Below are 23141 nucleotides of genomic sequence, written 5' to 3'. Positions count from 1 at the left end.
AATGTCAGCATATTCTACCTTTTTGTTGCCACTTACGAACACGCTTCCAATGCGCAGTTTTGCTTTGCAACATTGAGGCAAAGGGGTTTCCTCTATATTCTCAAAAAGAGTACTCCCTGTATCAAGTATTCGGCTGGCAAGACTTTTTATCCCATCTCGTGGGGTTTCTGGCATAAGGATGAGTATTTTGTCCTCCTCAAACTGAAACACAAGGTCAGTAGACCGTACGTTCTGTTGGAGTTTGGAACAGAATTTTACGAATAGCTCTTGCTCCATTTTTTCATTGATGAGTTTCCCTGGATCGTTTATAGCGAATTTTAGCAAAATAAAAGAAAGCCAACGGCGGTAACGATAGGATCTGGCGAGTTCTTGTTGACTCCTTAGATCAGCGTATTCTCTAGAAAAGAGACCTGTTCGCCTGTCCATAATTTTCAGCATTTTAACGTCAATTTTATTCTCTTTTAAAGGAGACAGAATATATCCTTTTATTCCCTGGCTTTCACTGCTGCTCACAGTCCATTTGCCAGAAGGAAGGGGGAGGATGGTAGGTATAGGCGACCGAGTCTTTATAAATTTTTCGAAAGGGCAAGGCAAAGTGTCAAGGGGAGGCAGTATGTTTTGTGCAGCAACGTTGCCATGTATTTCTCCATTTTCTTCCACGAGGATTGGTAGCGGGAAGGAGTGAAAGAACATTTTTGTAGAAAAAACAGCTTCTTCTCGCGTTTCATTTTCTTGTAGGTTGCTTGAAGAGAATGACTGTTGTTGAGGAGAAAACGTGGAAAGAGCAAGGCAATAGTTATATGATAATAAAATAAAACCTACAAGAGCTACTGTAACGCCACTCCATGAAATAATAGGATGATGCCCTAACACAATGCTACACCCTATAATAAGGATTCCCTGTATAAGGAATTGATGTCCCCACATAGCGCTGCTGTTTTCTTGTCTATTTGTTAAGATAATATAAGATATATCTCCTGCCACGTAGCTTAAGAGAAGAAAGCCCCATAAGGGAATTATAGTGCCATATCTAAAAGAGTTTCTCGTGCTGTAGAGTAAAAGAATAATGAGAATGGAAAGAAATTGCGGTACCAATATTTTCTTCCACGAACGGGAAGATGTGTTTTCTTTCATGTCTCCTCTTCTTTCTTCCCTAGAATTAATAGTTGGGGAAAAATGGATATCGGAATTCATGGGGAGGGCAGGAAGAAATAATCCTCTCGGCTCCAACCGTTCCTAATGTCTCTGTTTCCTGCCAAGAGCGAATGTTTCCTATGATCCCAATATGTATGTTATCCGGAGTGGCGGAGCGAAGGAGAGCTATATTCCGTAGGATTGTTGGATTTTTTCGTTGAGCAATACTGTATATACCAGAGGCACCGCCCATTTCAGCATGACGGGCAAGAGTAATAATTTCTTCTTCTGACAATAAGGAAGAATTGAAAGCGATATAAAGAGGAAAACGGGACGGCACATTTTTTTTGTACGTGGATAAGGCTTCGCGGAAATTGTTTCTGATGTTAGGATCTCGAATTACGCCGCTTTGCATTGTGACGATAATGGTTTTCGCTCCTTGTGTTCGAGCCCATTTTATAGCTGAAATTTTGAGATCAGAGGGAAGATTGGGGAAAGGATAATCGATAATAGTTCCTAGATTAATGTTAATATGGTCGCTGTTTAGGAATTTTGAAATAACAGGAAGAAGAATCATGGGAACAAAAAGCTTTGTAATATGATTTTGAATGCATAGATGGATCCATGTCCTCATCTGCTCGAGGTATAAATTTTCAGAAAAACATGTAAATCCCATGCTTTTGAAAAGACTTTCGAAAGAGGCAGACTTTCCTAACCCAGCTTCTGCTAAAGCAGCTTTTCGTCGTGCTCTTTCTGAGAGCAGTTCTATATCAGTTGCCATAGTATCACCTCATTTTTTATTTTATCGGAGGCAGTGGCATATTTCTCTGTTTTCACCATCGCTTTTACAAGCAGTTATATTTTCTATAGACAAGGTTCCCTGCCTATGCAGATAGAGCACAAGTGATAAGACTGTAGATTCCGATATCCCCATTTCAGATGCAACTTTGCGGATGTTTATAGTTCCATAATCGTCGAAAGATCTGAGAATATCTTTAGTGATCAAATCCATCCACTGATGAAACATATGTTGCATTTCTGGAGTAATTGAAGAAGCAAGCTGGGAGTTCATGGATACAGATTCTATGAGCCTAGCGGTAACAAGGGAAGAGGAATCAATGAGATTTTTTAGTTCTTTCAAAACAAGTTCTTGCGAGAGAGATTGATCCAACTTTATTCACCTCACCAATAAATAAAAAATCATACAAGTTTCTATTTAACAATAATACAACAAGACGGCTATTTAGACGAACACCCCGAAGACGTAATTGTTTAGAAAGTGATAAAATGAAACAACATTGCTCTTAAAAGTATAATGATTTCAGAGGCTCCGGAGGAATATACATGAAGCTAACCATACTCCTTCTTGGTTTTGGAAATGTCGGCAGGGAATTTTGTACTTTGCTCGAAAGAAAACGATACGTCTTAGCCTCGGAATTTGACTGCTCCATTCAGATCAATAGTATTGCTACTCGAAGAAGAGGGAATGTTTATTCTCCAGAAGGGCTTGATATTTCTTCTATTTTGAAGGTAGAGGAAATGACAGGCCGAATAGATGGAGGAGTTGTTCCTCATCCCCTTCCATTAGATGATCTTATTGTTAACGGAGTGTATGATGTTCTCGTAGATACTACTTTTTCAAGTCTTGAAACAGGGGAACCAGCGAGAACATATATGGAGAAAGCTCTTTTAAGAGGAAAATCGGTAGTGACATGCAATAAGTCCCCCGTAGCTCTTTGGTATCATCAGCTTTCCTCTCTTGCCCGAGAGAAAGGATGTTTTTTCCTCTTTGAAGGTACTGTTATGTGTGGCACACCTCTCTTCTCTCTTGTGCGTCATGGCCTCCCTGCAAGCCAAGTCCTTTCTTTTGAAGGGGTTCTGAACGGAACGTGTAACTACGTATTAGAGTTAATGCGGCAGGGGTCTACCCTTGATGATGCTCTTCTTGATGCCCAACGGCGAGGTTATGCAGAACCAGATCCCAGCATTGATATAGATGGTTGGGATTCAGCGTATAAGGCGATGATCGTAGCTCAAGCTATTATGGGCGCTCCTCGTTTTACAAGAGAAATGGTTTCAGTCAAGGGCATTCGAGATGTTACCCCGGAAATGTTAAGTAAGACACGTACTCGTGGGGGCGTCGTTAGGCTTTTATCGAAGATAGATAAGCAAGGGGGAGCTTGCCATATAGAGGTGGCACCCACTCCTTTGCCTGCGAATCACCCATTGGTCACCCTCTATGGAGTAACAAATGGGGCTCTTTTTTGTACGGATACCATGGGAGAAATATGTATAGAGGGGGCAGGAGCAGGAAGCCGTCCGGCAGCCTTTGCGTTATTAAGAGATGTTCTCGCGGTAGTTGATTCTATGGGGAGGTGAGGTAACAGTGTTTTCACGTCTTGGAGTGATAGCTGATACCCACGGACATGCAGATGCCTGGGAAAAAGCATTGAATATATGGGGGAACATTGATGCCATCCTCCATGCAGGAGATGTTTTAAAAAGCAATTTGAATACAGGTTTGGCTCAATATATAAATACCTCGTTAGTACCTGTCCTCATAGCGAAGGGGAATAGTGATTTCCCAAGAGATCAGGAGGAGCTTCGTTGGCCTATACTCTCCCCGTATGTAACAGTATGGTGGCAAGGGAGAATGATTCTTGTAAGCCACGGGAACAACTTCTCCCAAGTCCGAAAGCTAGCGCTTCTAGCCAATGCTGATCTTGTAGTGACAGGCCATACTCACATAGGTTCTTTAGTCCGGGAAGGCCATACCTTTTTCTTGAATCCTGGAAGTGCTGCATTACCTAGAGGGCGAGATCCGGCAAGTGTGGCTATAATAGAGGAAAATGAAATACGTATAGTTACTCTTGAAGGTCAGCTTTTACATAGAGAAGAATGGTAGGTTAAGGAGGAGTCCAAACATGGAAGTGGCTGAGAAGCGAAATGTTACCGCAGAAGAAATAGAAGAGACTGGAGAGGAACATATTATCCTGGTTTTTTCTCTTGACGGAGAAGAATTTGCTCTTGGCGTTAATGAAGTGAAGGAGATAGTCAGGGTCCCGCCAGTTATTACGAGAGTTCCCAACGCCCCAGCGTATATTCGTGGCGTTATTAATTTGAGAGGTACTATAGTTCCCGTCTTCGATATGGAGTTAAAGATGGGGCTAACATCCAAGGAGCTCACAGAGGATTCAAGAATAGTTGTTGTTTCTTGGGGAGACATACAGTTTGGCTTATTGGTGGATTCCGTTCGAGAGGTTTGTACTGTATATGATTCTCAAATTGAACAGGGATCGCAGCTCAATACGAGTATGGAACGAAAGTATCTTCTTGGAGTCGTGAAACAGAATGGTGGACGATTGGTGGTCCTATTAGATTTGGTGACTCTTTTTGATTTAGATGAAGTGATAGCAGAAGAGACAGAGGAAGTAGCAGGATAAGATTGAAATGATCCTCATAGACTTGCACCTCCATAGCACCTCTTCTGATGGAACACTTTCTCCGAAAGAGCTGGTATCGAAAGCGAAGGGTAGGGGCATTTCTGTTGCCAGCCTTACAGACCATGATACTACGGAAGGTGTTGAGACCTTCTTAGATGCTTGTCGCCAGAGAGGCGTAAGGGGTATTTCAGGAGTGGAGCTATCAGCTGATTTCAATGGAGTAATGCATATTCTTGGATATCGTTTTGAGCCTCAATCTGCAGTATTTCAGAAACATATGAAGGAGCTTCGGGAGGGACGAAACGAGCGAAACAGTAAAATTTGTCGTAAATTGACAGATTTAGGAGTGTCAATATCTATTGAAGAGGTGGAGGCAGAGGCGAAAGGAGAAGTTGTTGCTCGCCCTCATGTTGCTCGTGTGTTAATAAAAAAAGGATATGTTCAGAGTATGTCGACAGCTTTTGAACGCTATTTGGGGCGTGGCGCTCCCGCATATGTGCCGCGGTATAGACTTTCTCCCAGCCTGTGTATTGAGATCATTCAAGAGGCTGGAGGGGTAGCAGTTTTAGCTCATCCTACCCAAACTACAGATGATAATGGAGAGCTTGTAGATATTCTCAGGCGTTTAAAAGAAAAAGGGCTTTGGGGATTGGAATGCATTACCCCCCATCACTCCTCAGGGCAGATTTTCCAGTTTCTTCGGATAGCGGATGAGATGGGGCTTTTCCCCACGGCAGGGACCGACTATCATGGTGCGAATCGTCCCAGTATTTCTATGGGAATTCCTGTGAACGAGGGGTTTTTGCCCTGGGCGCGACTTGGAATATCACTCTAACGTCTTTCTCCCTATTTATATAATGATATTGTAGATGATAAATAGAAAAGAGAACTAGATTTTGTAAGGAGGAGAATCTGATGTTGTTCCCTATCGATTTCAAGAGCGATACCGTGACAAAACCTAGCGAAGAGATGCGCCGTGCTATGTATGAAGCTGAAGTCGGTGATGACGTATATGGAGAAGATCCGACAGTGCGTCGCTTAGAGGAAAAAACAGCAGAAATAACAGGAAAAGAAGAAGCTCTGTTTGTGGCTTCTGGAACTATGGGAAATCTCACCTCGCTCTTAACTCATTGCGGACGAGGCGACGGAGTCATACTCGGGGCTCTCTCTCACATATATAATTATGAAGGGGGTGGAATGTCTGCCTTAGGCGGGCTTTTCCCACTCTTAGCAGATGATAGTTCTGGAATTCTGTCTCCGCAGGAAATTACATCTCTTTGTCCCCCTAGAAATGTACACCATTCGCCTGCAAAGTTGCTATGTCTTGAAAATACTCATAATAAGTGCGGGGGAGTGGCTGTTCCTGTAGAAAGTTTTGAGAATGTTGTGAAACAGGCTCGTGAGATTCATTTGCCTATACATCTGGATGGGGCCCGACTTTTTAATGCAGCGTTGGCTTGGGGAGTAGATATAAAGGCTTTTAGTTCTTTGGTAGATTCGGTTCAAATTTGTCTCTCTAAAGGGCTCGGAGCCCCTATAGGTAGTATGATATGTGCTTCAAAGGTTTTCATTGACGAAGCACGACATTGGCGGAAGAAGCTAGGAGGAGGCATGCGCCAAGCTGGAATTATTGCAGCGGCTGGACTGTATGCTCTTGAGCATAACATAGAGCGATTAGCTGATGATCATAAACATGCACAGCTTATAGCGTCAGTTCTAGAAGAAGCTGGGCTTAATGTAGAGCGTAAAGGAAGACAAACTAATATGGTCTTTTTCTCGTTGCCAGAGCAAGGTCCAGATGCTCATAGTCTTATTCAGAGTTGTGCTGAACGTGGAGTTTACTTTACTGCTATGGGGGCTCGTCGGCTGCGACTTGTTACTCACCTCGATGTTTCTCAGGAGCAAGCTCTGCGCGGTGCTGAAATTATTGTTGAAGAGGTGCGAAAAATATAATGGAATTTCCCAACGCTAACTATGTGGAAAATAGTGCTTTTTCTCTGATAGAAAAGTCTCTGAATAGAGGCGCGAAAGGAGCGGATATCCTTTTTTATTCAGGAAAAAGTAGCTCTTTATCTTTGCGAGATGGTAAAACGGAACAAAACAGAACGGGCTTTTTTATGGGGATAGGATTGCGAGTCATAGATGCGGACGGTCGACAAGGTGTTGCGCATATGAATGTCCTTGACCCCGCATCTTTTGAGAACTTGGTATCGTGGAGCTGGGCTAACTGTTGTAGTTCCGAACCAGATCCATGGGTTACTCTTTACGAACAAAAACCCTCTTACAGGGACGATCTGAAGCTGGAAGATGAGGCTGTTTCTTCTATCACCCCAGAACAACGACAGGAGTCCTGTCTTTATATGTCCCAGGAAGCGAGTTCAAAAGACAAGCGGATTTTGTCGATACGAAGCGCCTCTTGGTATGACAGCATAGGTAAAAGTTTTTACATGTCCTCTACAGGAATACGAGGCTGGTATAACGGAACCAGCGTTTCTGCAGGATTGAGTCTTGTTATGAGCGATGGCGTTAATTTGGAAATGGGAGGATATGGAGAAAGCTGCCGTTTCCTTAGCGATCTTCCTCTCAGTCGTATTGTAGAAGAGGCAGTAACACAGACAGCGTATATTTTAGGAGGGAAGCCTTTAAAAACGGGAAAGTATACCCTTATCCTTTCACCGGAAGTTTCTGCTTCTTTCCTCTCAGTTATCGGAGAGCTTTTTCTTGCTTCAAATGTTCATAAAAATATGTCTCTTTATAAAGGGAAATTAGAGAAACAAGAAGCAAGTTCTCTTCTTACTATTATTGATGATGGCCTTATGCCTAAAAAATTGGGGACCGCTCCTTTCGATGGAGAGGGAGTTCCCTGTCAACGTACGGTTCTAATGGAAAAAGGGGTTATAAAAAACTTCTTATATAATCTTAAATACGGCCTTAAAGATGGAGTCCCCTCTACTGGTAATGGAGCTCGAAGCTTTTCTTCTGTTCCAGACGTGGACGTTTCAAATATTTATATTGAGCCAGGGACGTTGTCACAGGAAGATATTTTTTGCTCTGTCAGAAACGGGATTTATATTATGGACTTATTAGGGCTTCATACAGTTAATCCGGTGAGCGGGGATTTTTCTTTAGGAATAAAAGGGGTTGCCTTGCATAATGGGGAACTCTCTTTTCCTGTATCTGGTATGACTATTGCCGGGAACCTTTTAGATTTTCTTAAAAAAATTGTATGCATAGGCAATGATCTTTTATTCTGGGGAGATACGGGAGGGTGTACAGTGGTGGTAGAAGATGTTACGGCGGCAGGACTTTAATTTACTTTTTCTTCTCCTTTTTTTATGTGTGAGTGTATGTGTAGCCCTATTCTCTTGCGAGAATTTGTTTGCAGAGGAGCGGCCTTGGGTGCTTGCAGTAGAGGGGAAGACAGTCGGAGAAGTTCCAACTCGTACGCAAGGAAGGCTGACTATGGTGTCCATAGGAACTATGGGGCGTCTTTTAAATCTTTCTATGACCCACAAGGACGACACTCTTATTGTTTCTCAAGGAAGATCTAAACTCCAAATTGTTCATAAAGCAGCGGCAGTATGGTTAGATGTACAACTTATGCCTATGGCAGCGCCAGCCATCCTTGACAATAACCAGTGGTGGGTAGAATCTCAATCGGCACTGAATATTCTTCAGGGGCTCCTTCAAAATAGTGGGTCTTCATCTCAACTTTCATGGTGTGGTTCAAGCCTGGATGGATGCCCTTCCTCTCGGCAGGGAGAGAGAGGAAACGCAGATATGAGCTCTAGTTCAACATCAGCTTCAATTACCTCTCAACAGCTTCAGAGGGGGGCTCAAACTCAAGTTGAGGAGGTTCCTTCCCCTCCTATGATTGATCTCTCCCCGTCGGCCCCCTGTGTCTTACAGGCTGTTCGATGGGGGCAATATGATGAAAAAACGAGGGTTGTTTTTGATTATGAAGGAACTGTGCCTCCAGAAATTTTAGAGAAAGGCAATACGGTTTTCGTCTCTTTCACTACTTCGGAGGTTGCTACTGCTCAGTTAGTGTCTCCGTTTCCAAAAGAAATAACTGTAAATGTAGAGACGGCGAAAGATAGTTGTAAAATTTCTCTTGGATCCCAAATGGGGGGTAGCCAAAAAACTTTTGCTCTTTCAGCGCCACCCCGTCTTGTTGTCGATTTTTATCGAAGTAGTAAGAAAGCGAGTTCCCCTGTAAACGAAAGACCTCAGGCACAGGATAAACCTCAGAAGGTCATAGCAGAACAACGGCCTCTTCCCCCAATAACGGGTGAAAAGGCAGGAAGTTTGGGAAAAAAATTGGTTGTAATTGATCCAGGGCATGGGGGGAAAGACCCGGGCGCCATGGCGAATGGATTGCGAGAAAAGGATCTTAACCTTCAATTTGCTTTGTGCCTAGCAGAGCGTATAAAAAAACTAGGATTTAATGTCCGTCTCACGAGAGAAAATGACGTATACCTTAAGTTACGGGAACGTACAGACCTTGCTAATCAGTGGCAAGCTGATATGTTTATTAGCGTCCACGCAAACGCTCTTCCCAAGGGACGTCATGCTTCTGGTACGGAGATTTATATTATGGCCTTGCCAACAGATAAAGATGCCATGGAACTGGCTCTTATCGAAAATAGGGAATTAACAGGAGAGAATGGTTCTGAAAGTGCGGCCCAGGTAGACCAGAAGACGAAAATGCTATTAAATATTCTAGGGAACATGCAACAGAATGCGAAGATAAGCGAAAGCACGGATGTGGCTGAGTATTTATTTAATGCCGGGAAAAAACAGGGCCTCAATATGCGTCGGGTTGCTCAGGCGCCTTTCTTTGTCCTTCGGGGGGCTTCCATGCCAGCCGTGCTTATTGAGACGGGGTTTCTAACAGAAAAAAGCGAAGCCAAAAGGCTTGCTTCTTCTTCCTTCCAACAACAGTTTGCCGATGCCATAGCGAGAGGAGTAGCAGCGTACTTAAAAGGAAGATAGAGGTTGAGAAAGGAGGTGCGGCGCTTAATGCGCTAGAGAAATGGTTCGAAAACGAGAACAATTCGAAGATGATTTTGAAGATGATTTAATGATACGCCGTAACGTAGATGTGGATAGTGGCTTCTCTCAACCAAAAGCTCGTTCTCGGCGGGGGCGGCGTTTTGCAGATGATGATGCGCCGAAAAAAGCGCCTATTGTCTATCGTTTTATCGCTTGGAGTGCTCTTATTCTCTTGTTTTTTGGGATAGGATATTGGGGGACGTCTTTTGCTGTCAAGTTTCTGAATAAGAAAAAAGTCATAACCCAAGCTGATGTAGTGCAAAACAGGGAAGAGATTTCTCAGGCCCTCATTTCTGAAGGAGTTTCTGGGCGTAAGGTTTCTTTCCCTATATATGTTCCGATGAGCGGGGAGATAGTGCAGAAAAAAATAGTGGTTGTTTCTAGTCTTATGGAAGAGGATATTCAGCATGTAACCCAAAAGATTATGGAGGAGTGTGGAGAACCTTTCCGTGGGGGGACCGTCTTACACGTTTTCCGTAACGGAGATACGGCATATCTTGACATGAATTCTGCTTTCCTTTCCGCTTTGAATACGTTGGGGCAGGAGACGAGTACTCTTTTTATTACTGGTATTGTGAGAACGGTGAAAGAAAATTTTTCACCCGTTACTAAAGTGCGTTTTCTTGTGGAGGGGAAAGTTCCCCAGAGTGGGGCATCTGTAAATCTTTCCGTTCCTTGGGAATTGAAATCTTAAAATATTCGAGGTGCAAATGTAGTATGGAAGAACGGGAATTACGGAGAGATGGCCGTCGAATTGGTGAGTTGCGCTCCATAAGCTTTCTAAGAAACTATACTCGATATGCTGAAGGTTCAGTCCTTGCCTGCTTCGGCGAAACGAAAGTTATATGCACCGCTTCAGTAGAAGAAAAAGTTCCTTCTTTTTTACGGGGAACGGGGCAGGGGTGGGTTAGTGCTGAATATGCCATGTTGCCTCGAGCTACAGCACAGAGAACGTTCCGAAGCACGACTCGTGGCGGTGTTAATGGGCGTAGTTGTGAAATACAAAGGCTTATAGGGAGGGCCCTGCGATCGTCAGTAGACCTTTCTCTTCTTGGGGAACGCATGATATGGCTTGATTGCGATGTAATTCAGGCAGATGGGGGAACCCGAACAGCTGCTATCTCCGGATCCTTTGTGGCTCTTTTTGATGCGCTGCGAAAATTATGGAGGAACGGAATTATTGAATCCATACCTATACGCTCTTTTTTAGCAGCTGTGAGCGCAGGGAAAATTCATGGGACAGTATGTTTGGATCTTTGCTACGAAGAGGATAGCTCTGCCGAAGTAGATTGTAACGTAGTGATGAATAGCAAGGGAGAGCTTGTGGAAATTCAGGGAACTGGAGAGCAAGGGACTTTTGCTAGATCGGAACTCAACTCCATGCTCGATATTGTAGAACAAGGAATTTATAAAATTATGGATATTCAAGCCCGAGCACTATCTATTACCTCGGAGGAGCGACATGCCTGCGTTGGGAAAAACGATTATATTTGCGAGCGGTAATAAAAATAAATATAATGAAGTTGCCGAACTTCTTGCTCCTTTAAAAATAAGGCTTGTATTTGGTCCCAGTTATGCGTCTCTTGATGTGGAAGAAACCGCTCAGACCTATATGGGGAATGCTTTCCTCAAGGCGCGAAGCTGGGCTGATTGTTGCGGACTTCCGGCTTTAGCTGATGATAGCGGTTTAGAGGTGCGAGCGTTGAATTGGAGTCCTGGAATACGCTCAGCTCGAATAGCTCCTACATCTTCTCAACGGAACCAATGGCTTTTACAGGTTTTAGAGGGGAAAGATGACCGGGTGGCAAAATATGTAGCGGCTTTTGCGCTCTGTCTGCCTGAGGAAGGGCAGGTTTGGCTTACAGAAGGGGAGTGTTGGGGCAATATAACCTGGAGAGTTTCTGGAACAGGTGGGTTTGGATACGACCCCCTTTTTATCCCAATGGGTTATACGCAGACTTTTGCAGAACTTCCTCCTGAAATAAAAGCTCGAATTTCTCATCGGGCAATAGCATCTTATCAATTGGTACATATCCTTCAGCGGCAAATATGGTAAAATAACCTATTGTCTGGATTCCTGAGGTTTACCGTACAGGGGGGTGTAGAAGATGAAAGTAGTCCTTGGCGTTGTTCATATCATATTAAGTATTGCTTTAATGGGAGCTGTGCTTCTTCAGCAGCGAAAAGAAGGTGGATTTTCCGGCTTCTTTGGCGGGGGGACGCAGGCCGATTTTGGAGGAAGCCAGTGGCAGCGTCTCAGCGCTCTTACAAAGCTTACCGTTGTTTTGACGAGTCTCTTTATGCTGTCTTCGTTTATCCTTGTTATGATGTCGAAATAAAGGAGAATGGATATGACAAAAAACGGGAACCTCGATTCCCTTGAGGATCTTTCCTCTGTTCAGGTTCGTTCCGACCGTTTGTTTAGTGCCACTCACGAAGAAATTCTGAGCGGCCTTACATCAGATGTATATTTTTTGAAAACAAGGGATGTGCTTCGTCGGGCTGGAAAACTGCATACTCCTGTAGTTGCGGAGTTTTTTGCTCGTGGTCATGGAATCTTTGCTGGTTTGCCTGAGGCGATGCAAGTCCTGAAAGATAAAAAAGTTGCTGTATATGCATTGCAAGAGGGAGACCCTTTTGCACCCAAAGATGTTGTTATGAGAATTAGTGGTTCTTATTCTGAGTTCGGATTATATGAAACAGTTTTACTTGGATTTTTAGCGAGCTCAAGTGGATGGGCAACTGCGGCTCGACAGTGTGTAGAGGCTGCAGAGGGAAAACCTGTTTTATGTTTTGGTGCTCGACATGTTCATCCAGCCATAGCTTCAGTTATGGAAAGAGCGGCCGTTGTTGTAGGAGGTTGTACAGGGGCTAGCTGCATGTTGGGTGCAAAACTGGCAAATCTTGAGCCTACCGGTACGGTTCCTCATGCCGCAGTGCTGATCATGGGAGATACTGTGGAGTTGGCCAAGGTGTACGATGCTGAAGTGCCTGAAAAAGAAGCTCGTATTGTACTCGTAGATACGTTTAAAGATGAAGCAGAAGAATCTCTTCGAGTAGCAAGAACACTGGGCGATCGTCTCTTTGGTGTTCGTCTCGATACTCCTGGAGAAAGAGGCGGCGTTACTGTGGAGTTAGTAAAAGAGGTTCGATATCGTCTCAATCTCGCAGGCTTTTCTCATGTGCGAATTATTGCTTCCGGAGGTCTTACTCCCGATCGAATTCGTGTTCTTTCTGAGGCGGGAGTTGACAGTTTTGGTGTGGGAAGCTATATCACTCATGGTGCACCGAGAGATATGACTATGGATTTGAAGGTTGTGGATGGTGTTCCTGTAGCTAAAAGAGGAAGATTGCCAGGAATGATTGAAAATCCTCGCCTAATACGTGTACAATAGCATAGGTTTGCGAATAGAATATCTCGCCAAGAAAAGGGAGTAATTGTTTCGGGAAGGGAATGCCGCCACACATTCCCAAGATGCACTCGAAGAAGTTCTTCTCTAAAACTGGAGAGGTATTTTAGAAAAATAAATATCTTCAGTTGTTAATGTAAAGGAGGAAATAAGCATGGCGAGCAATCGTACTTACATGGCTACTCGCGAGAAGGTTGTGCGTGAGTGGTATGTAGTGGATGCCACCGATAAGCCATTGGGACGTTTAGCTTCTCAGGTAGCTCAAGTCCTTATGGGAAAACATAAAGCCACCTATACTCCTCATGTAGATTGTGGGGATTTCGTTGTTATAATCAATGCGGAGAAAGTTAAGTTGACAGGTAATAAACGCCAGAATGAAAAGCGCTATCGTCACACCGGATACTCTGGTGGACTGAAGAGCCAGACATATGGCGAGATACTTGAAAAACAGCCCGAGCGGCTTTTGGAAATGGTTGTGAAGGGGATGCTCCCGAAGACCCGTCTGAAGATGCACAAGAAGTTGAAAGTCTATGCAGGTCCGAATCATCCTCATTCTGCCCAGCAGCCTAAGCCGCTGGAGTTTTAAAACCGATTTTTCGAGAAAGGAGGAACAAGAATGGTAGCTCCTTCCTATTTTTGGGGAACTGGAAGACGTAAAAATGCTATCGCTCGTGTAAGAATTTGTCCGGGTGATGGAACTATACAGATTAACGAAAGAACAGTGGAAGATTATTTCCCACGTCAGGTTTGGCAGACACATGCTTTGCAGCCACTTAAAACTGCCGGAGTTGAAGGCAAGGTCAATGTCTTCGTCCGTGCTAATGGGGGTGGCTTGACAGGGCAGTCCGGTGCTGTTTGTCTTGGGATTGCCAGAGCTCTTTTGAAATTGAATCCAGAGCTTCGCCCTGCGTTAAAAAAAGCTGGCCTCCTAACTCGCGACCCTCGTATGGTAGAGAGAAAGAAGTTTGGTCAGAAGGGCGCTCGGGGACAGAGACAGTTCTCGAAGCGTTAGTTTCGCGACTCTATTGGGGTATTACATACGGGGCAGGCTTATGTTTCTTGCCCCGTATGTTTCTTTTTTCAATAAAAAGGAAATTTTTAAAGGAGAAAAACATGGATAGCGGTACTGTCCCTTTATCGTGTAACAAAAATAACTTCTTTTCTTTAATTTTTTAAACGGCGTCGAGTCAGTCTTCTACCCCTGGCCTCAGGTCTGAGAAGCATCCGACGCCTGTCGGGTGTGACTTGATCCTCACCCTTTATTATCTCAAAAAGCAAAGGGGGAGATGCCAATGGAAGACTTGCAGCGGAAGTATCATGAAAGTATCGATAAACTTTTCCAAACGAAAAAATTTAAAAATTTAAAAGATCTTCTCAGTGACATGGAACCGGCAGACATTGCTGAAATTATTAGCGAAAAGTCTCCGGTAGAACGAGTCTTTATTTTTCGACTTCTTCCAAAAGATTTGGCTATTGAAGTTTTCGAATTTATGGAGGGAGCGGAGCGCGAAGAAATGCTTGCTCACTTCACAGACTCTGAAGTATCAGTCATTATAGAAGAGATGTCTGATGATGATCGTACGGCCTTATTTGATGAATTGCCCGCAAAAACCGTGAAAAAACTTCTTCTTCGCCTTTCTCCTGAAGAAAGGACAGTGGCTAATGCCTTACTAAATTACCCTGACGGTTCGGCAGGACGAATAATGACTCCTGAGTATATTGATTTAAAAGAGGGAATGACCACTGAAGAAGCTATAGACAGGATCCGTAAAAATGCTAGGAGTAAAGAAACTATTTACACGTGCTTTGTAGTTAACGGACAGCGTCAACTTAAAGGGGTCGTAGATCTGGAATCCTTGATTATGGCAAAACCTCAGACTCTCTTATCGTCTCTTATGGACGAACCTATTTATGTTATAACTACTACAGATCAGGAAGAAGTAGCACAAGTTATGTCAAAGTACGACCTGCAAGCTGTTCCTGTTGTAGATACGGAAAAACGGCTTGTAGGAATTATTACGTTTGATGACGTCCTCGACATAGTAGAAGAAGAAGCGACAGAAGACTTCGAACGTATGGCTGGTATTCAACCAGTGGAAGAAGATTACCTTGATGCTAGTGTTTTTACTGTAGCTCGAAAGCGGTTTGTATGGTTGTTTATTTGTATATTAACTGAGACTCTTACTACGACTGTTTTGCAACGATATACTCTCGCTATCCAAAGCGTGGTGACGTTGACTTTTTTTGTCCCTCTCCTTATCGATACTGGCGGAAATGCTGGTACGCAGGCTTCCACCCTTGTTATTCGTGGAATCACACTGGGGCATATTGAATGGAAGGATATTTGGAGAGTTGTTTTAAGAGAAGTAGTAACGGGAATTCTTCTTGGGAGTACTCTCGCCATTTTTGGCATAGGCAGAGCCTATATGCTTAATGCTGGGGGCGGCGTAGCCATTACGGTTGCAATTTCCATTATAGCTGTGGTTCTCCTTGGTAATTTAGCAGGAACCCTATTGCCGTTTATAGCACGGCTGGTAAAAGTTGACCCAGCTATTATGTCGGGCCCCTTCATTACAACCATCGTTGATGTTTTTGGTCTGATTGTCTATTTTGAAATCGCACGCCGCATCCTTTCCTTACCACTTTAAAAAAGAATAGATCTCTTCGCAGGGAGATTTCCTCCCTGCGTTTTTAATTACTTGACAGACCGGTCGGTATTGAATAGACTTTTCATATACCGAACGGTCGGGAGGTGGGTGTTTGAAAGGAAATAATGCACAAGATACGAGAACCCTCATATTGTCTATAGCGAGAAAACACTTTGCGGAAAAAGGGTTTTATGGAGCGAGCATTGATTCCATTGTTAAGGAAGCAAATTTGAGTAAGGGAGCTTTATACTGGCATTTCTCAGGAAAATTAGATCTTTATAGGGCTGTTTTAAAGGGAGAGGTGGAGCGCATCCGCCATATTATGGTGCCAGATCAGCCAGAAAAGCCTGAGGAACGGGAGGGGCTTTTTATCGCGCGGGGAGAACAGCTTATTGATGCAATGATGAAAGACCAGTTATGGCGAATGTTCAGTGTCCATATGGCTTTAGAGTCTATTAGGGGTAATACGGAAATTCAGGATTTGAATTGCCTTATCAGCCTATCCTTTGTGGAGGAATTTGAGTCTATTCTTATGAGGATGTACCCCTCCCTGAAAGATGGAGCGGGAGGACTTTCTCTTAAAGAATTGATTCGAATTTTCGAGAACTTTATTGCTGGATTAGTTTCTAACGTAGGAACAACCCTCTCAGTCGATGAAGCGAAACGTTCTTGGAAATTTTTAGTAACACGAGTTCTTAAAGGAGGAGCACCGTATGCACCATAGAAAATACATTTATATGATTACGTTAATAACGCTATTTGCCTGCCTTTTTTCAGAAGAACACATTTTATGGGCTCAGGAAAGAGACCCCCTTACAGAGACGCTAGTATTAGAGCTTGCACAGAAAAACAATCCGATCTTGGCGGCGGAGGCAGAGCGAGTGAATCAGGCTCAAGCCAGATACTTAGGCTCAAAATCGGCGCAAAAACCCCAATTGGCAGCGTCTTTAACGTACCAACAATTAGGGGAGGAGCCGAGGTATCCTGTAATTCCTACAGGAGGAGCGGCTATAGCTGGGTTTGAAAAAACTTATCGTGCAGCTCTGTCTCTTGATTATCTTCTCTACAGTAGTGGCGCTGTAGAAAACTCTGTACGAAGCCAGAAGCTGGCTTTAGAGGGAGCAAAAGCACAAGAGACCAGAGTGTCTCAGACAGTGGAAAGCAATGTCTTAGCAAGTTATTACAATCTTCAGCGAGCTCGAGCCAAACTTACTGTAGCGGAAGATGTATTAGGACTCACTAAAGAACATTTGAAGCAAGTGGAGTCTTTTTATAATCATGGCGTTGTAGCTAAAAATGAAGTTTTGCGAATTCGCGTAGATGTGTCAGAAGCCGAACTAAACAGAATAAAGGCTGTTAACGGAGTAGATGTGGCATGGAGTGCCTTAGAACGAGCTGTGGGGGCCTCTCTACGTTCTCAATATACTTTGCCAGACCCAGATCAGTCTCGGCCTGATGTTCCTGTGGTTGAGGATCCTTTTTCTCTCGCCCTAGATACTCGACCGGAGCTTCAAGCACTAGACTTTGCCGTTCAATCGTCTCTTGCCCTTTCTAAGGCAGCAACAGCACAAAGCAAACCGCAGGTGATTTTACAGGCTGAGAGTTATGTTGCTGATGACACTTTTTTCCCGAGTGAAAAAGATGACTGGAAAATTTCTCTTACAGCTCTTTGGAAATTTTACGATGGTGGAGCGAGTCAGGCCAAGGCCCAAGAGGCGAAGGCTGCCGCCAATGAGTTCTTTTTCAGGGCAGAGGACCTTAAAAAACAAATTAACTTGGAAGTTTCTGTCGCAAAACTTAACCTTGAATCTGCTTTGCAACGAATATCCGTCGCTACGGATCAGGTGCAAAGTGCAGAAGAAGACTATCGTATGGCTTTAAAACGGTACGGCTCTCAGGTAGGCACGAATATAGATGTTCTTGATGCTCGCGTAGCTCTCACTAATGCTCGAACTCAGCTTGTTGACTCAGTTTATGATACGCACATATCTAAAACAGAACTTTTATATGCAGTAGGCCTGCCTCTAAATACAGCTGAACAATAGGAACGGGAGTGATTTTGAGTGAAAAAGAGTCTGATGCTCTTTAGCGTAGTCGTTATCTTTATTGCCCTCATAGGTTTTCGAGCCTATCAGCAGCACCAAATAGAAAGTGCTGTGGGGGAAATAGAACGGGTAAAAGTAGAGGTTGTTTCTCCAAAACAGGGTACTTTTGTAGATATTGTCCGTTTTGTGGCTACTCTTGAACCGGAAGAAGAAGCGGCTGTTATTAGTAAGGTCCAAGGTAAAACGGTTCTTCAAGTCCTTGTCCATGAAGGTGACAAAGTACAGGAAGGAGATATTCTCGCTATTCTTGATGCAAGTCTTATAGAGCAGCAGATAAGTCAGGCTCAGGCAAGTCTTGCTAAGGCTGAAATTTATAAACAGACTGCGGAAAACGATTATCGAAGATTTTCTCAACTTTACAAGGAAGAAGTTATCAGTCGCCAACAATATGATCATGTAGAAGGAGAGTACAAAACCTCTGTCAGGCAAGTGGCAGAGACGAAGGCAGCACTGGAGCAGCTTAAGATAACGAAGGGATATCATCGAATAGAGGCCCCGATTTCGGGCATTATTACAGCTCGAAATGTGGATGCTGGAGACACCACCTCCTCTTACCCTGTCTTTGTGATAGCCAAGCAGGAACAGGTTAAGGCTGTGGGAGTAGTTCCAGAGAAACTGTATTCAAAGGTAAGAGCGGGGCAAGAAACGCACATTTCTCTAGATGCTTTCCCTGGACGTTCTTTTAAAGCAAAAGTCGCTAGAGTTTCTCCCATTTTGGATCCTGCTACTCGAACAGGAAAGGTAGAGGTCGCTGTTGATACTCTTTCTCTTATGAAACCTGGAATGTATGCTCGAGTAGAAATTCAAGCGGGAACTCATGAAGGGCTTGGTATTCCATTAGACGCTGTTATGAAAATGGCAGGTACTGGTCTGCCTATTTGTTATGTGGCTACAGAAGATGGGACTGCTAAAACAAAACAAATTACTCTTGGAGAGGAAGGACCAGATGCTATTGAAGTAATCGAAGGAATATCTCTTCCCGATAAAGTTATCATTACCCGTTCGGAGAAACTTTCTGAAGGAACGCCAATTGAGGTGGTTCAGCGATGAATCTTCCAGAATTTTCGGTTAAGCGGCGAGTAACCACCCTTATGATCTTTCTTGTAGTCATATTGCTTGGTGGTATTGTTTTCACATCTTTAAAAGTAGATTTATTGCCTGAAATAGAACCTCCAGTTATTAATATTTTGACTTCATGGCCAGGAGCTTCTGCAAGCGATGTAGAGCAGCGGGTTTCCAAAATAGTAGAGAATCACGTTGCCATGATAGAAGGGGTAGATACTATCCTTTCAAAGTCCCAAGATAACATATCTGTTGTTTCCGTGAAGTTTGATTGGGGGGAAGACTTGGATGTCAAAATAGGAGATGTTCGAGATGCGGTGAACTTCGCTAAACGAGATCTACCTAGCGATGCAGAGGAGCCAATTTTGTTGAGAATAACTTCAGGGACGGTTCCTGTCCTTGTAATGTCTCTAACGGCAGACGAGTCCTTTCCCAGTCTTTATCATTATGCAGATAAAACTATTTCCGAAACAATTTCCCGTATTTCTGGTGTAGGGCAAGTTCTGATCTACGGTGGGGATCGACGGGAGATACAGGTACAACTCAATGTAGATAAAATTGAAGCGTATGGACTAGCTCCACAATCAGTAGTGCAAGCTCTTGAACGGGAGAATATTAACATTCCTTCAGGGTCTCTAAAAGAAGGGCGAATTGAGTATTATCTACGGGTTCCTGGTCGATTCCAAAGTGTAGCGGATATGCACAAAGTAATTGTAGGTGTATCGAAAGGGCGACCAGTATATCTTTCCGATGTGGCGACTATTTCCGATAGTTTTAAAGATCCTGATATTCAGGGATTTCACGCAGGGAAGCAGTCTGTAATTCTTATTGTTCTTAAAAACAGTGATGCCAATACGGTAGAAGTAAGCCAAGCTGTCCTTGAGAAAATGGAAGATATGAAGGCCCGGGAGTTCCCAGGCGATGTGGAATATCACGTGGGGCTTAATGCGGCTGATTTTATTCAAGATTCTATACGAAATTTAGGGTCTTCTCTCTTTAGCGGAATACTGTTGGTCTTTCTTGTGACGTGGGCCTTTTTAAAACGGCTCCCGGCATCGCTTATTATTTGTGGAGCTATCCCTTTTTCTCTTGTCATTACTTTTATAATAATGGGGTGGCTTGACTACACTATCAATATTTTTACTCTTTCAGCTCTAGCTGTGGCAAGCGGAATGGTAGTGGATAACTCTATCGTTGCTACAGACCAGATTGTTTATCACTTAGAACTTGGAGAACGGCGGAATGTGGCGAGTATCCTCGGTGCCCAGGAAGTACAGTCGGCCCTTCTTGCTTCAACCCTTACTACGGCTGTTGTGTTGCTCCCGTTAGCTTTTATTTCGGGGCTTGTTGGTGTTTTCTTTTCCGCATTGACTATTGTGATGGTTGTGGCCGTTATGGCTTCTCTTTTTGTCAGCCTTACGTTTGTTCCTATGATGGGGAGTCGTTTTTTCAAACGGGAGGAAGATAGTTTAAAGATGCATCGATACACGGAACGATTCATCGTGTGGCTTGAGCGAGGCTATAAAAATATCCTTTCGTGGAGTCTTATAAACCAGAAAAAAGTTATTGCTGCCGCTGTAGTCCTTTTGATCCTTACTTTTACAGGTTTTCGTTTCATAGGCACTGAACTGACGCCGGAACCGGATACGGGAGATATTTCTATTACCCTTACACTTCCAGAAGGAACCAGGATCGAAAAAACAGAGGAACTTCTTAAAGAAATAATGGCATATGCTGAAAAAACAGTACCAGAGGCAACAAATATATTTGCTTATGATGGCCGGGATGAAAAGGGATATGCTGTAGCTGTCGGGCAAGAGGCTGGCCCTAATGTGGGAACTGTTGGGCTTAAACTTGTGGAGAAAAAGAAACGAGAGCGTAGTGCTTTTGAAGTTGCCAACGAACTGCGTAATTGGCTTCAAACTAAGCCTGGTATTGAAAAAATGACAGTTGTAGTCACGTCTCCTATTAAAGCCATGTTACTTGGGTCGAAACCCTTGAATATAGAAGTATATGGAGACAACCTTGATCATGTTGTGGAAACGGCAAATATGATTAAGAATAGCCTCGTTAAGATACCAGGCGCTGTTGATGTGACGTTGAGCCAAAAACAAAATCGCCCAGAGGTATGGGTACAGGTTGATAAAGAAAAAGCAGCTTTGGCAGGTGTAAGCACAGCATCTGTTGCACAGACTCTGAGGACGTATTATTACGGATATGAAACAGATGAAAGCTATTGGGAAGGTGATGATGATTATCCTATTCGAGTTCGGTTGAACACCGATGAACGAAACTCTCGAGAGGTTTTAAATCGTCTGATGGTTCCGAATGTAAATGGGAAGCTTATTCGCCTTTCAACAGTAGCACAACTCAATGACACAGTAGGTCCACCGGAAATACAGCGCAAAAATAAACAGCGCTACGTAGTGGTTGAAGCGAATGTTCATGGGAGATCTTTAGGTCAGTTGACGCAAGATGCAAAAGCAGCTATCGAAAAAATGAATATCCCTCAAGATATCCGTATCGATTTTGGTGGAGAGGTGGAAGAAAAAGACAAGGCTTTCCGCCAAATGGGATATTTAGTTTTGTTGGGGGTTCTTTTGGTCTATATGGTTATGGCAGGGCAGTATGAAGCATACCTCGATCCCTTTGTCATTATGTTCAGCATCCCCTTTGCCCTTACTGGTGTGGCTTTCGCATATCTTCTGACGGGGATGTATCTTTCGCTACAAGCACTGCTCGGGGTTATTATGCTGGTTGGAATTGTGGTTAATAACGCCATTGTACTTGTAGACTATATCAACCTTCTCAGAGCCCGAGGTGTAAAATTGAGAGACTCTCTTCTAGAGGCGGGAGAACGTCGTTTACGCCCTGTTTTAATGACGACTCTCACAACCTTTTTTGGCATGTTACCAATGGCTATTAGCCAGGACCAGGGAGCAGAGCTTTGGCGTCCGCTTGCGGTCTCTGTTATGGGAGGATTGCTTATTTCTACTATAGTAACGTTAGTAATTGTACCTGTAATTTACAGCTTATTTGAAGAAAAGCTTCGTCGTAAAAAGCGTTTTGCTGAGGCAGAGGAGGTTTAGGCTACATGAAGATGTTCTGGATTTTCTGTAATGAAAGTGTCGCAGAAGATCTCATGGAGGTTCTCAATAAAAACGGTATTACGGGATATTTTGTTTGGAAAAATGTTTTGTTTCGTGATAACGTGAGTGGGAAAACCCATTGGGATGATGCAATATATCCTGGGAAAGACTGCGCTTTTATGGTCTTTTGTGGTGATGAAGATGTTTTGGTCTTAAAGGAAAAACTTACTCACCTAGAGGAGGAACCATATATAAAGCAGGCGGGAATAAAAGCTTTTGTTGCGGAAGCGGAGAAAGTACTGTAAAATAGCACTTTAGTTACATCGGATGTTGACAGATCTATTTCTCCCGCTATAATATACCAGCGGCGAGCCGGTGTAGCTCAGCTGGTAGAGCAGCTGACTTGTAATCAGCAGGTCCCCGGTTCGAGTCCGGGTGCCGGCTCCATTTTTTACGTTGTTGGTATAAAATCGCAGTGAAGTGGTGGGATGGCCGAGTGGTCAAAGGCTGCAGACTGTAAATCTGCTGGCGTTCGCCTACGTAGGTTCAAATCCTACTCCCACCACCATTTATTAAAAGAAAGCCGACTTAGCTCAGCAGGTAGAGCACATCCATGGTAAGGATGGGGTCTCCGGTTCGAGTCCGGAAGTCGGCTCCATGGATTAGGAAGGGGGGCTGAATAAAGTCAGTTCCCCTTTTTTCGTGTCTTTTAACTCTTCTCTAATTTCTCTCCAAAGGCTAAAAAATCCCCCTGTTAGGTGGTCAAAAACAAGCGGATTTTTGATGCCCAAACATTACATTCAAGGAGGTCTTTGGCATGAAAAGAACAAGATTGGTTAACATTAAGTCGTTCCAGCCTCAAATTTGGCGGGGGTGCAGTGGTTAATAGGGGAATTTGATTTTTGAAAATAAATACTTTCAAGGGCCCAGCTTTAAAGCTGGGCCCTTTTTCTTATGCGATTTAAAAGATATCACAAAAAGTTTTTCATAGTTTATCATTTTTACATTGGCTTTAAATCATAAAAGAAATGTACTTCTGGTGAGCACATATGGATATTTTTGATTCGTATGATAAAATCTCTTCAGTAGTGTCCCAACTGTTTCCTTAAAACAAGAGAATACAGAGCCCGAAAGGGTAGAGATTCTATATACGCAGGGAGGCCTGAGAAGATATGGCAAAAGAGAAATTTGAAAG

Annotated in this window: 23 protein-coding genes and 3 tRNA genes; 23 read left to right on the top strand and 3 right to left on the bottom strand. The window is 43.5% G+C overall.

Features of this window, described 5'->3' with window-relative positions:
• The 3 genes from B3L97_RS04650 to B3L97_RS04640 form a co-directional block, all read right to left on the bottom strand.
• Positions 1 to 1134 (bottom strand): diguanylate cyclase domain-containing protein (locus tag B3L97_RS04650; RefSeq protein ID WP_286934361.1); only part of this gene is annotated, 1134 nt, incomplete at its 3' end.
• Positions 1135 to 1159: 25 nt separating this feature from the next.
• A complete protein-coding gene (locus B3L97_RS04645; protein WP_286934360.1) occupies positions 1160 to 1915 on the bottom strand; it encodes a hypothetical protein in 756 nt (251 codons plus the stop codon).
• A gap of 21 nt (positions 1916 to 1936) precedes the next feature.
• Positions 1937 to 2305, bottom strand: a complete 369-nt coding sequence (locus B3L97_RS04640) for a hypothetical protein (RefSeq protein ID WP_286934359.1) — start codon at positions 2303 to 2305, stop codon at positions 1937 to 1939.
• Positions 2306 to 2478: 173 nt separating this feature from the next.
• Between B3L97_RS04640 and B3L97_RS04635 the strand changes: the two genes are divergently transcribed.
• From B3L97_RS04635 to B3L97_RS04525, 23 genes are all read left to right on the top strand, one after another.
• Entirely contained in the window at positions 2479 to 3513 is a 1035-nt protein-coding gene (locus B3L97_RS04635; RefSeq protein WP_286934358.1) for a homoserine dehydrogenase, read from the top strand.
• Positions 3514 to 3520: 7 nt separating this feature from the next.
• On the top strand, positions 3521 to 4039 hold the full coding sequence (locus tag B3L97_RS04630; RefSeq protein ID WP_286934355.1) for a YfcE family phosphodiesterase: 519 nt from the start codon (positions 3521 to 3523) through the stop codon (positions 4037 to 4039).
• Between the two features lie 19 nt (positions 4040 to 4058).
• Positions 4059 to 4577 (top strand): chemotaxis protein CheW, encoded by a 519-nt coding sequence (locus B3L97_RS04625; RefSeq protein ID WP_286847559.1) that lies wholly within the window; start codon positions 4059 to 4061, stop codon positions 4575 to 4577.
• 7 nt (positions 4578 to 4584) lie between these two features.
• The gene (locus tag B3L97_RS04620; protein ID WP_286934353.1) at positions 4585 to 5412 is read left to right on the top strand and encodes a PHP domain-containing protein; all 828 of its coding nucleotides are present in this window, start codon (positions 4585 to 4587) and stop codon (positions 5410 to 5412) included.
• Between the two features lie 80 nt (positions 5413 to 5492).
• A complete protein-coding gene (ltaE, locus tag B3L97_RS04615; protein WP_286847558.1) occupies positions 5493 to 6530 on the top strand; it encodes a low-specificity L-threonine aldolase in 1038 nt (345 codons plus the stop codon).
• Entirely contained in the window at positions 6530 to 7888 is a 1359-nt protein-coding gene (locus tag B3L97_RS04610; RefSeq protein WP_286934350.1) for a TldD/PmbA family protein, read from the top strand. Before ltaE ends, B3L97_RS04610 begins: the two co-directional genes overlap by 1 nt.
• 88 nt (positions 7889 to 7976) lie before the next feature.
• On the top strand, positions 7977 to 9572 hold the full coding sequence (locus tag B3L97_RS04605; RefSeq protein ID WP_286934347.1) for an N-acetylmuramoyl-L-alanine amidase family protein: 1596 nt from the start codon (positions 7977 to 7979) through the stop codon (positions 9570 to 9572).
• Between the two features lie 40 nt (positions 9573 to 9612).
• Positions 9613 to 10326, top strand: coding sequence for a GerMN domain-containing protein (locus B3L97_RS04600; protein WP_286934346.1), 714 nt, complete (start codon positions 9613 to 9615; stop codon positions 10324 to 10326).
• A gap of 23 nt (positions 10327 to 10349) precedes the next feature.
• Entirely contained in the window at positions 10350 to 11135 is a 786-nt protein-coding gene (rph, locus tag B3L97_RS04595) for a ribonuclease PH (RefSeq protein WP_024823053.1), read from the top strand.
• Positions 11095 to 11688, top strand: a complete 594-nt coding sequence (rdgB, locus tag B3L97_RS04590; RefSeq protein ID WP_024823052.1) for an RdgB/HAM1 family non-canonical purine NTP pyrophosphatase — start codon at positions 11095 to 11097, stop codon at positions 11686 to 11688. The genes rph and rdgB overlap by 41 nt, the downstream gene beginning before the upstream one ends.
• Positions 11689 to 11740: 52 nt before the next feature.
• The gene (secG, locus tag B3L97_RS04585) at positions 11741 to 11971 is read left to right on the top strand and encodes a preprotein translocase subunit SecG (protein ID WP_024823051.1); all 231 of its coding nucleotides are present in this window, start codon (positions 11741 to 11743) and stop codon (positions 11969 to 11971) included.
• A 12-nt stretch (positions 11972 to 11983) separates the two neighbouring features.
• Positions 11984 to 13027, top strand: coding sequence for a nicotinate phosphoribosyltransferase (locus B3L97_RS04580; protein ID WP_286847555.1), 1044 nt, complete (start codon positions 11984 to 11986; stop codon positions 13025 to 13027).
• Between the two features lie 169 nt (positions 13028 to 13196).
• A complete protein-coding gene (gene rplM, locus B3L97_RS04575) occupies positions 13197 to 13628 on the top strand; it encodes a 50S ribosomal protein L13 (RefSeq protein WP_286934345.1) in 432 nt (143 codons plus the stop codon).
• Between the two features lie 30 nt (positions 13629 to 13658).
• A complete protein-coding gene (gene rpsI / locus B3L97_RS04570; RefSeq protein WP_024823048.1) occupies positions 13659 to 14054 on the top strand; it encodes a 30S ribosomal protein S9 in 396 nt (131 codons plus the stop codon).
• 280 nt (positions 14055 to 14334) lie between these two features.
• Positions 14335 to 15690: a magnesium transporter gene (gene mgtE, locus B3L97_RS04565; protein WP_286934344.1), complete on the top strand. Its 1356-nt coding sequence runs from the start codon at positions 14335 to 14337 to the stop codon at positions 15688 to 15690.
• A gap of 112 nt (positions 15691 to 15802) precedes the next feature.
• A complete protein-coding gene (locus tag B3L97_RS04560) occupies positions 15803 to 16414 on the top strand; it encodes a TetR/AcrR family transcriptional regulator (protein ID WP_286934342.1) in 612 nt (203 codons plus the stop codon).
• The gene (locus B3L97_RS04555; RefSeq protein ID WP_286934341.1) at positions 16404 to 17735 is read left to right on the top strand and encodes a TolC family protein; all 1332 of its coding nucleotides are present in this window, start codon (positions 16404 to 16406) and stop codon (positions 17733 to 17735) included. Before B3L97_RS04560 ends, B3L97_RS04555 begins: the two co-directional genes overlap by 11 nt.
• 18 nt (positions 17736 to 17753) lie before the next feature.
• Positions 17754 to 18845: an efflux RND transporter periplasmic adaptor subunit gene (locus B3L97_RS04550; protein WP_286934340.1), complete on the top strand. Its 1092-nt coding sequence runs from the start codon at positions 17754 to 17756 to the stop codon at positions 18843 to 18845.
• Positions 18842 to 21946 carry an efflux RND transporter permease subunit gene (locus tag B3L97_RS04545; RefSeq protein WP_286934338.1) on the top strand — a complete coding sequence of 1035 codons (3105 nt, stop codon included), beginning with the start codon at positions 18842 to 18844 and terminating at the stop codon, positions 21944 to 21946. Before B3L97_RS04550 ends, B3L97_RS04545 begins: the two co-directional genes overlap by 4 nt.
• Positions 21947 to 21951: 5 nt before the next feature.
• Positions 21952 to 22251: a PG0541 family transporter-associated protein gene (locus B3L97_RS04540; RefSeq protein WP_286934337.1), complete on the top strand. Its 300-nt coding sequence runs from the start codon at positions 21952 to 21954 to the stop codon at positions 22249 to 22251.
• A 66-nt stretch (positions 22252 to 22317) separates the two neighbouring features.
• Positions 22318 to 22393: transfer RNA gene (locus B3L97_RS04535), tRNA-Thr, on the top strand.
• Between the two features lie 35 nt (positions 22394 to 22428).
• Positions 22429 to 22514, top strand: a tRNA-Tyr gene (locus tag B3L97_RS04530).
• A 14-nt stretch (positions 22515 to 22528) separates the two neighbouring features.
• A tRNA-Thr gene (locus B3L97_RS04525) sits at positions 22529 to 22604 on the top strand.
• Positions 22605 to 23141 lie beyond the last annotated feature (537 nt).

This window comes from Aminobacterium sp. UBA4834, from assembly GCF_002400205.1.
Taxonomy (GTDB): domain Bacteria; phylum Synergistota; class Synergistia; order Synergistales; family Aminobacteriaceae; genus Aminobacterium; species Aminobacterium mobile.
Note: the sequence above shows the minus strand (reverse complement) of the source record. Positions and strands in the feature narration are given on the sequence as shown.

Coding starts and splice junctions, on each gene's coding strand:
- B3L97_RS04645 (WP_286934360.1), bottom strand. CDS start 1,915: ATGGCAACTGATATAGAACTGCTCTCAGAAAGAGCACGACGAAAAGCT.
- B3L97_RS04635 (WP_286934358.1), top strand. CDS start 2,479: ATGAAGCTAACCATACTCCTTCTTGGTTTTGGAAATGTCGGCAGGGAA.
- B3L97_RS04625 (WP_286847559.1), top strand. CDS start 4,059: ATGGAAGTGGCTGAGAAGCGAAATGTTACCGCAGAAGAAATAGAAGAG.
- B3L97_RS04620 (WP_286934353.1), top strand. CDS start 4,585: ATGATCCTCATAGACTTGCACCTCCATAGCACCTCTTCTGATGGAACA.
- ltaE (WP_286847558.1), top strand. CDS start 5,493: ATGTTGTTCCCTATCGATTTCAAGAGCGATACCGTGACAAAACCTAGC.
- B3L97_RS04610 (WP_286934350.1), top strand. CDS start 6,530: ATGGAATTTCCCAACGCTAACTATGTGGAAAATAGTGCTTTTTCTCTG.
- B3L97_RS04600 (WP_286934346.1), top strand. CDS start 9,613: ATGGTTCGAAAACGAGAACAATTCGAAGATGATTTTGAAGATGATTTA.
- rph (WP_024823053.1), top strand. CDS start 10,350: ATGGAAGAACGGGAATTACGGAGAGATGGCCGTCGAATTGGTGAGTTG.
- rdgB (WP_024823052.1), top strand. CDS start 11,095: ATGCCTGCGTTGGGAAAAACGATTATATTTGCGAGCGGTAATAAAAAT.
- secG (WP_024823051.1), top strand. CDS start 11,741: ATGAAAGTAGTCCTTGGCGTTGTTCATATCATATTAAGTATTGCTTTA.
- B3L97_RS04580 (WP_286847555.1), top strand. CDS start 11,984: ATGACAAAAAACGGGAACCTCGATTCCCTTGAGGATCTTTCCTCTGTT.
- rplM (WP_286934345.1), top strand. CDS start 13,197: ATGGCGAGCAATCGTACTTACATGGCTACTCGCGAGAAGGTTGTGCGT.
- rpsI (WP_024823048.1), top strand. CDS start 13,659: ATGGTAGCTCCTTCCTATTTTTGGGGAACTGGAAGACGTAAAAATGCT.
- mgtE (WP_286934344.1), top strand. CDS start 14,335: ATGGAAGACTTGCAGCGGAAGTATCATGAAAGTATCGATAAACTTTTC.
- B3L97_RS04555 (WP_286934341.1), top strand. CDS start 16,404: ATGCACCATAGAAAATACATTTATATGATTACGTTAATAACGCTATTT.
- B3L97_RS04545 (WP_286934338.1), top strand. CDS start 18,842: ATGAATCTTCCAGAATTTTCGGTTAAGCGGCGAGTAACCACCCTTATG.
- B3L97_RS04540 (WP_286934337.1), top strand. CDS start 21,952: ATGAAGATGTTCTGGATTTTCTGTAATGAAAGTGTCGCAGAAGATCTC.